This window comes from Pseudomonas sp. Sample_20, from assembly GCF_004307585.1.
In the GTDB taxonomy this organism is placed as follows: Bacteria; Pseudomonadota; Gammaproteobacteria; order Pseudomonadales; family Pseudomonadaceae; genus Aquipseudomonas; species Aquipseudomonas atacamensis.
The window spans coordinates 1-9,137 of record NZ_RCOA01000021.1 but is presented as its reverse complement, the minus strand read 5'-3'; the positions used below and the strand labels follow the sequence as shown (position 1 = coordinate 9,137).

Annotated in this window: 6 protein-coding genes; 1 reads left to right on the top strand and 5 read right to left on the bottom strand. The window is 62.6% G+C overall.

Translation table 11 applies throughout. The annotated features are described in order from the left end of the window. Window positions 1–355: 355 nt before the first annotated feature. The 5 genes from D8U70_RS05965 to D8U70_RS05945 form a co-directional block, all read right to left on the bottom strand. Window positions 356–718, bottom strand: coding sequence for a DUF6124 family protein (locus D8U70_RS05965; protein ID WP_016771835.1), 363 nt, complete (start codon window positions 716–718; stop codon window positions 356–358). A gap of 521 nt (window positions 719–1,239) precedes the next feature. Further along, window positions 1,240–2,910, bottom strand: a complete 1,671-nt coding sequence (locus D8U70_RS05960; RefSeq protein WP_130928480.1) for a POTRA domain-containing protein — start codon at window positions 2,908–2,910, stop codon at window positions 1,240–1,242. A gap of 134 nt (window positions 2,911–3,044) precedes the next feature. Next, window positions 3,045–4,607 (bottom strand): collagen-like triple helix repeat-containing protein, encoded by a 1,563-nt coding sequence (locus tag D8U70_RS05955; RefSeq protein ID WP_130928479.1) that lies wholly within the window; start codon window positions 4,605–4,607, stop codon window positions 3,045–3,047. Window positions 4,608–4,909: 302 nt separating this feature from the next. Next, on the bottom strand, window positions 4,910–5,764 hold the full coding sequence (locus D8U70_RS05950; RefSeq protein WP_130928478.1) for a MaoC/PaaZ C-terminal domain-containing protein: 855 nt from the start codon (window positions 5,762–5,764) through the stop codon (window positions 4,910–4,912). A 2-nt stretch (window positions 5,765–5,766) separates the two neighbouring features. Then, complete coding sequence (locus tag D8U70_RS05945; RefSeq protein WP_130928477.1) at window positions 5,767–7,119, bottom strand: 3-oxoacyl-ACP reductase; 1,353 nt, start codon at window positions 7,117–7,119, stop codon at window positions 5,767–5,769. Between the two features lie 257 nt (window positions 7,120–7,376). Between D8U70_RS05945 and D8U70_RS05935 the strand changes: the two genes are divergently transcribed. Beyond that, window positions 7,377–8,654 carry an acetyl-CoA C-acetyltransferase gene (locus D8U70_RS05935; protein WP_130928476.1) on the top strand — a complete coding sequence of 426 codons (1,278 nt, stop codon included), beginning with the start codon at window positions 7,377–7,379 and terminating at the stop codon, window positions 8,652–8,654. The last annotated feature ends 483 nt before the right edge of the window (window positions 8,655–9,137 follow it).

The following is a 9,137-nucleotide window of genomic DNA, read 5'->3' as shown; positions in this document are numbered from 1 at the left end:
GCGAAGGCGGCCTGACAGCCGACCTGTTTCTCACTGAACGCACCCGATCAAACTGTGGGAGCTGGCTTGCCAGCGAAGGCGGCCTGACAGCCGACCTGTTTCTCACTGAACGCACCCGATCAAACTGTGGGAGCTGGCTTGCCAGCGAAGGCGGCCTGACAGCCGACCTGTTTCTCGCAGATGTACTCGATTCAAACTGTGGGAGCGAGCCTGCTCGCGATAGCGCCCTGCCAGCCAACCAATTTCTTCCTGATGTACATCAATCCTGTGGGAGCTGGCTTGCCAGCGAAGGCGGCCAGTCAGCCAACAACGCTCTGCCTGACTCACCACCTGCGCAATCAACCTCTTGCTCTTGTCACTCCGGCACAAGCCTGTCCAGTACGCGGTTGACCGCCAGTTCGCCCAGCATGATCACCTGCTGTATTCCCAACAGGGAGTTGCGCTGCGGTCCATCGATAAATCCGGCGAGGTCGCTGGCCATGATGCTCGCCGAGGCCAGTGATTCGCAGGCATGCACCAGCAGGGTTTCGTTGTCCGCGGCCGGGTCGACGATGAACAGGGTGCTGGGTTTGCGCGGTGCGGCGGGGTCTTTGATGAGGCGGGGGTTGAGGTAGTAATCGATGGCGCGGTCGGCGGCTTCCTTGAGTTTTTGCGCTTCGACGAGCGGGTCGGCGAAAGTCGGATCGGCAAGGGGTGGGTCGGGCGTTATCTTTTTCACGGGCTCAGTCTCCTTGTGGAGTAAGGGCCGCAACCTCTCGCTGCTAAACGATAAGGGAGGCAGCTGCACGCAGGTTAGTCGACCGATGAGCCACGAAATCGGCGCGCCCGGAGGCGCCCTGCGCACAGCCACCATCAAGTGCAGGTATGCAATACCTGGGTGACAGGAACCTGTGCGTCGTGGACAAGCGGGCGACTAAACCCGACCACTGATGAGCAGTGGCAGGCAAACGATAGAACCCGCGCCCCAGGCGCACAAGCCGGCGGATTCTGGCGTAGCCGTAGGCAACGGCGCAAGGATTTGTGGGCTGTTGCGAGGTAACGGGGCGTGTGTTTAAACGGCTGGTTTAAGCGCTGCGATAAATCGGTTGAATAGCCGAACGCTTTCGCGAGCAGGCTCGTTCACACAGGGACGGCGGTTGTACTCAGCAACCATGAACACCGCCGAATCTGTGGGAGCGAGCCTGCTCGCGAAGGCGGTGCGTCAGTCAAAAAAATCCTGACTGACACACCGCTCGGCCATCACAACTGATAACTGAAACTGATGCTGTACCGCGGCTTGCGATTCAACGTATCCAGCGCTTCATCGGACATCGCCTTCGCCACTTCCAGCGCCACGTTGTAATACTTGGCATCACCAAAGCGCAGCCCGACGGCGGTCGATGACAGGTTGTTGGCCTGCACCGGCAGTTGGTTGAACCAGCTGCGCGAGCGGTCGACGACGACGTAGGGTTGCAGGATGCGCACCCAGTTGCCCTCGCGGTTGAAGCTGTAGTTGACCTCGTAAGCCACGCCCCAACCCTTGTCGCCTGAGGCCTGGTCGTCGGGGTAGCCACGGCCGAAGTTCTGCCCGCCGAACACGGCGCGTTCGCTGTCGGGCAAGGTGTCGTCGCTCCAGTACAGCGCCGCCGAGAGCACGCCTTGCCAGTTGTCGAGGAACTTGTCGCTCTGCACGCCGGACAGTCTGACGCGGAAGAAATCCAGGTCGATGTCGTCATAGTTGGTGTGTGCGCCGAGGCTGTCGAAGCCCTGGTAGACACCGGCACTGAGGATGCGCAGTTGGCGGGCGTCGGCCTTGCGCCAGTCGCCTTCGAAAGCCAGGGCGCGGACGTCGGTGCGCAGTTCGGTGCTGAAGGGAAAGTTGATGCCGTCGTAGCGCGTCTTGTCGTCGACCGCATACAAGCGCGAGCCGGCGGTCAGCAGTTCGTTGGCGGAGGCGATCAGGGGCGTGCTGAAGCCGATCGAGTAGCGATCGTTCTCGCGGTGGGTACTCAGGCGTCCGCCATCGCCCACCAGCACTTCGGTGTCCGGGTCGGCGCGGTAACGCGAGGCCGAGACGTTGAGCTGCGTGCCCTCGGTATCGAGGAACTGGCTGTAGTCGAGACGGTAGTAATGCTCTTTATCGTCGCCCGGTGGAAACAGGCCGCTGAGGCTCAACTGTTCGCCCATCGACGTCTGCGAATTGCTGCTGACACCGAGCAACGCCTGCGGGCCGTTACGGTTGTCTTCGGTGGTGCTCAGGGTGCTGGTGAACGGTTTGCGACTGGCCTGGGCAACCAGAGTGGTCGCGCCATCGGTGGTGCCCGGCGGTGGCACTTGCGCTTGAATGGTGACGCCGGGAATGCGGCTCATCAGCGTGGTGTAACGCTCGAAGGTCTTGCGCGTCAGCGGGCGTTCGGCCTGGATTTTCGCGGCGAGTTTGTCGAGCAGACTTTTGACCCGGCCGATGTCGCCCTGCATCTGGATATCGCGCACGTAGCCCTCGACCAGCACCACGCGGGCCACGCCGTCATCGAAGTTCTGTTGCGGCAGGAACGCGTAGGACAACAGATAGCCATCCTGCTGATAGCGGCGGGTGATGTTGCGCGTGGCTTCGATCAGTTCGGCAAGGCTGGCCTGGCGGCCGATCAGGGGCTTGTAGATTTCCGCGAGTTCGTTGAGCGGGTAGATCGTACCGCCTTCGATCTGCACGGTCTTGAGGTTGACCTTGGTTTCCATCAGCAATGGCTGTGCGGCGGTCGCACCCGGGTCCGGCACTTGCAGCGGCGCTGCGCTCGGCCGATAGGCGTCGGCGGGCAGGTTGGGTACGGGGAGGTTGCGGATGGTTTCGTTGCTGTTGAGAAAGCTGGGCAAGGTGTCGGCGAGGGCAGCGGAACTGAGGCTCAGGCACAGCAGGGATGCCAGTACGCGCATAGGACACTCCATGGTCAGAACACAGCACAGGGCAGATTTTTCCGTAGAAAAAAGGCGGAAGACTCGTGGGAATCTTCCGCCCTCAACCAAGCGTAGGCGCTGTAGGTAAGGCCGTCGAATCGGCCAGGTGCAATTTAGCGTTTGTTGCCGCCCAGCGCGCCGGTCAGGCCGCCGAGTACCCCGCCCAGACCGCCAGTTGTGCCGCCAGTGGCAGTGCCGCCGTTGACCAGGCCACCGACCGCTGCCACGGTGCCGCCGACGTTGGTAACCAGACCGCCGACAGCAGTGGTGACCGGATTGTTGGTGGCGGCAATCGCTCCGCCGAGATTACCGACGGCGGCGCCCACCTGATTTGTAAGACCAGCGACCGGAGTGCCGAGACCGGTAGCGGCGCCGACCTGTTGAGTGACAGTGGTGACCGCGCTGGTGACCGGATTGAGGCCCGCACCGACTGCGGCGCCGACACTGGCCAGCGGCGACGTGGTTGCAGTGATCGGTGTGCCCGAGCCGCCAAGTACGGTGTTGATCGACGCAATCGTGTTGCCCAGCCCGCCAGCGGTGACGCCGCCGGCACTGACCACGCCGCTGGTGCTGCCGGCATTCAGACCGCTGCCGACGTTGACCACCGCACCACCGACAGTTTGCAACAGACCGGTGCCGCCCAGCCCGCCACCGATGCCACCGATGCCGCCAGTACCCGAGCCAGTGCCATTGGACACCAGGCCGCCCGCTTTGCCGACCGCCGTGCCGGTGTTGCTCAGGGCGCCGCCGAGGGTGTTGGTCAGGGCATTGCCGCTGCCTGCGTCGGTAACTTTGCCGCCGAGGCTGTTCACCGTGCCGCCCACTTTCGAGATCACCCCTTTGAGCGGATCACCCAGGCCGGTGGTAACGCCGAGTTTGTCGGTGGTGCTTTCGACCATGGCGATCACCGGCACCAGGCCGCTGCCGACCTTGTTGGTCAACTGGCTGGTCGGGCCGCTGGTCAGTGAGGTGTTGAGGGTGTCGCCAAGCATGGTGACTTTTTCACCGATGCCATCGACCAGCGGCGCCACGCGGGTGACTACACCGCCAACGACGGGAACGCTTCGGGTCGCGGTGTTGAGTTTGACGCTGAGGTCCGACACGCCGTCGCCAACATCGGCAACCACGCCGCCAACCGAGGCCACGGTGGTGGTCAGGCCATTGGGGTCAGTGGCCAGTTTGCCGATGCCATCAGTGACGCCATCGCCCAAGGTGCTGACCACGTTGCCGGTGGTGTTGGCCACGCTTTGCACGATGCCGCCAGCGACCGGAACAGTGCTCAGCGAATCGCCGATCTGGCCGACGCCATCGCCGACACCGCTGACGGTTTTGCCGACATCCTGAACAAGTGTTGTGGTCACCAGCGAAGGTGCAGCGGGATTGGTCGGGTTGGTGGGATCGGTCGGGTCTGTCGGATTGGTTGGGTTGGTCGGATCGGTGCCGCCGCCGGTACCGCCGGTTCCGCCAGTGCCACCTGTTCCACCAGTGCCTGCGGTACCGCCGCCGGTTCCGCCACCCGCGCCACCGCTGCCATCGGTGCCCGCCGTGCCGTCCGCCGTCGAGCTGCCCGAACTGCTGCGATGACCGCCACCGCCGCTGCTGCAGCCGACGAGGCCGACCGAAAGAATCAGTGCCAGCGCGATTGCCGATTTGGACCACATCACTTGAGTTTTCATGATTGAGATTCCTGCACCTGTCACAACGTTACGTTGCCTTCGATGGCTCGCCGATCTGTCGTCGGCGATGCCTCGTCCGTGGCTGTAATCTCAGTCGACGGCAGGTTTTTCACCATTCTCAAGTTGGTATTAACCCCTTTATATAGAGGGCTCGGCGCTATGCCGAAGGACTAATACCCAGGTAATAAACGGGCAAAAAAAAGCCTTGATATTCAAGGCTCGGTTTTTTGCAAAGCGGCGGGCAGGGCGCGGAAAAACTTAAGTGATATATACACAATTAACGGGTTTTCCGCCCCGCCAGATCAGGCGATCGGTTGCCACTGACCGACCATATGTTCCAGGTCGCCGGCACCGATCAGGCGCAACTCACCGCTGGAGCCCGCGGCACTGGCTAGCAATATCACTTCACTGGGCAGGCGCACCGGTTTGCGAAAGTGCACGGCGATTTCCAGGTTGGCTTTGGGCAGGTGATCGGAGAGTGCCGCCAGTGTCCGCGCCTTGTTCCACAGTCCATGGGCAATCGCGGTGGGAAAACCGAACAGTTTGGCGCTCGCTGCACTGAGGTGAATCGGGTTGTAGTCGCCGGAGACTTTCGCATACTGGCGACCGATATCGGCCGGCGCAGTCCAGCGCGTCACTTCGAGCAAATCCTGTGACGGCTGCCAGTCTTGGGCCAGCGCCTCGCCCTCGAGTTTCACCCCGCGACAGAGCATCCGGCTTTCGGCTTCCCACAGCGGCCCGAGTTGATCGTCCAGGGTGGTCAACAGATCGAACGTCGCGCCCTTGGCATGTGGTTGCAGGTTGTGCACACGCACGCTGACTTGCGCGCGACTGATCGCGCCCATCGGCCGCAGCACGCGGATGCGGTTGCTCAGGTGAATCAGCCCCAGCAGCGGGAACGGAAAATCCCTGGCCGTGAGCAATTGCATCTGCAAGGCGAAGGCGAGGATATGTGGATAGGTCGGCGGCAGCAGGCCGTCATCGACGAAACCGCAGACCTTGCGATAAGCCGCCAGCCGTTTGCCGTCGATATCGACCCAGCAGCGCAGGCCGCTGTCGGGCAGTTGCGTACCGGTGATTTTGCGTCGCGTTGCTGCGCGCGAGTACAGCGCGGGCAGACTCGGTTCGCGATCCAGCGTGTGCCATTCGATGCTCATCTTTATGCCCCCAGAACGCTTTGCCCACAGACCCGCAGCGCTTGGCCGGTGAACGCGCCCGTGCCCGGTTGCGCCAGCCACGCCACGGCTTCGGCGACGTCTTGCGGCAAACCGCCCTGGCCCAGCGAACTCATGCGCCGCCCGGCTTCGCGCAGGCCGAACGGAATGTGCGCGGTCATTTGCGTTTCGATAAAACCCGGGGCGACAGCGTTGATGCTGATGCCGCGTTCCAGCAGCGTCGGTGCCCATGCCTGGGCCAGACCGATCAGGCCAGCCTTGCTCGCCGCGTAGTTGGTTTGCCCGCGATTGCCGGCGATGCCGCTGATCGAGGCGAGCAAGACCACCCGTGCGTTGTCGCGCAGGGTGCCGCTGTCGAGCAGCGCCTTGGTCAGCACTTGCGGCGCGTTGAGGTTGACGGCCAGCACCGCGTCCCAGAATTCCGGGGTCATGTTGGCCAAGGTTTTGTCACGGGTGATGCCGGCGTTGTGCACGAGGATGTCGAGGCCGTCGGGCAGCTGTTCGATCAATTGCGCGGCGGCGTCATCGGCGCAGATATCGAGTGTGATCGCCCGGCCGCCGAGGCGCGCGGCAAGGGCCTCGAGGTCGGTCTTGGCTGGCGGTACGTCGAGCAGAATCACCTCGGCGCCATCACGTGCGAGGGTTTCGGCAATCGACGCGCCGATGCCGCGCGCGGCACCGGTGACCAGCGCCTTGCGCCCGGCCAGCGGGCGGGTCCAGTCAGTCACCGGTGTGGCGCACGCGGTCAGGCGAATCACCTGGCCGGAAACGAATGCACTTTTCGGCGAGAGGAAAAATCGCAGCGGGCCTTCCAATTGATCCTCGGCACCTTCGCCGACGTAGATCAACTGCAATGTGCCACCGCCGCGCAGCTCTTTGGCCAGCGAGCGCGAGAAGCCTTCGAGTGCTCGCTGCGCACTGGAGGCGAACGGATCACCCAGGCTTTCCGGAGCACGGCCGAGAATCACCAGGTGCGCGCTATGGTCGAGATTCTTCATCAATGGCTGGAAGAATTCGCGCAACTGCTTGAGCTGATCGGTGTGCTGCAAATCGCTGGCGTCGAACACCACCGCTTTGAGTTTCGGCCCGTGGCCGGGGATCCATGCAGTGGCCAGCGAGGGCTCGGTGCCATAGCTGTAGATCGCATCGGTCAAGCGGTTGGCAAACCCGCTGATCCGTTCGGCCAGCGGCCCGCCACCGAGCAACAGGGCGCCCTCGATCGGCCGCAGACGCCCCGCCTGCCAGCGTTCCAGCCGCACCGGCGACGGCAGGCCCAAGGCCCCGACCAGACGATGGCCGAAGGATGAGTTGGCGAAGTCGATATAGCGGTCAGACATGGAACGCTCTCCAGAAGTTGGGGTTCAAAGTGTGGACTGTCTACGGCAATCAATCGTTCGATCGGCGCAATAAGGCCTACGCTTGAACACTCAGGTTTAGCAGGTCTTGCAGATAAATGCGGTTCATGTGGGAGCGAGCCTGCTCGCGAAGGCGCTGTATCAGGCGCTGAAGAGGCTGAATGTGCCGGCCTCTTCGCGAGCAGGCTCGCTCCCACAGGGATTGGGCAAATTTCGACCATTTGGAACAGGAGCTTTTCATGACCCAGCTGCGCCGCGTCGCGATCATCGGCGGTAACCGCATCCCTTTCGCTCGCTCCAACGGGCCGTACGCCACGGCCAGCAATCAGGCGATGCTCACCGCCGCGCTGGAAGGCTTGATCGAACGCTACAACCTGCATGGCCAGCGCATCGGCGAAATGGTGGCGGGCGCGGTGCTTAAATTGTCACGGGATATGAACCTGACCCGCGAATGCGTGCTCGGCTCGCGCTTGTCTCCGACGACACCGGCCTATGACATTCAGCAAGCCTGCGGCACCGGTCTGGAGGCGGCGTTGCTGGTGGCGAACAAGATCGCCCTCGGCCAGATCGACTGCGGCATTGCCGGCGGCGTCGACACCACCTCCGACGCGCCGATCAGCGTCAGCGAAGGCCTGCGCAGGATTCTTCTACAGGCCAACCGCGCCAAGAGTACCGGCGACAAACTGAAAACCCTTTTGCAGTTGCGCCCCCAGCACCTGATCCCCGAATTCCCGCGCAACGGCGAGCCACGCACTGGCCTGTCGATGGGCGAGCACTGTGAGCTGATGGCGCAGACCTGGAATATTCCCCGCGAAGAACAGGATCAACTGGCCCTCGAAAGCCACCACAAACTCGCCGCTTCCTACAGCGAAGGCTGGCACAACGATCTGATGACGCCGTTCCTCGGCCTGACCCGCGACAACAATCTGCGCCCGGACCTGACCCTGGAAAAACTCGCCACGCTGAAACCGGCCTTCGAGAAAAGCGCCAAGGGCACGCTGACGGCCGGCAATTCCACGCCGCTCACCGATGGCGCTTCGGTGGTGTTGCTGGGAAGTGAGGAATGGGCCAGAGAGCGCGGTTTGCCGATCCTTGCTTATCTGCGCGACGGCGAAGCGGCGGCGGTGGATTTCGTCAACGGTGCCGAGGGCCTGCTGATGGCGCCGGTGTACGCCGTGCCACGCTTGCTGGCGCGCAACGGCCTGACCTTGCAGGATTTTGATTACTACGAAATTCACGAAGCCTTCGCCGCGCAAGTGCTGTGCACGCTCAAGGCCTGGGAGGATCCCGAATATTGCCAAACCCGCCTGGGGCTCGACGCACCGCTGGGTTCGATTGATCGCAGTCGGCTCAATGTGAAAGGCAGTTCGCTGGCGGCGGGGCATCCGTTCGCCGCGACGGGCGGGCGGATTGTCGCGAATTTGGCCAAGCTGCTGGATGCGGCGGGCAAGGGGCGAGGGTTGATTTCGATCTGTGCGGCGGGCGGGCAGGGTGTCACCGCGATCATTGAACGCTGAAAAAGCCCCTCACCCTAACCCTCTCCCAAAGGGAGAGGGGACTGATTGGGGGATGCTCGAGATCGACGCCGACCTGAGCGCCCTTCACCGAATCCAAAGCTGCGATTCAAACCAGAAGCGCTGCGGTCTCTCAGGTCGATGCATTACGGGAGACACCTCGATCGGCCCCCTCTCCCTCTGGGAGAGGGCTGGGGTGAGGGCAACTGAAGTTCACCGACCATGTCAGATTCTGTCGCAAATGCCCTTGCCGGCCGATACCAATCAATGCCACGGTCTCGGCTATGATTCGCCCGGGTCGCTGCGATTGATCCGGCACAGTGTGTGCATCCTCAAGGTTCACAGGTCGGCAACCCCTCCCCGTCGGGCGAGGATTGCCGTATAACGAGTGACATTCGCGTGTTTGGTAATAAAGGATCCACAATAAAAGCTGATGAAGACTCCAAAACGCATTGAACCCCTGATCGAGGACGGTCTGGTCGACGA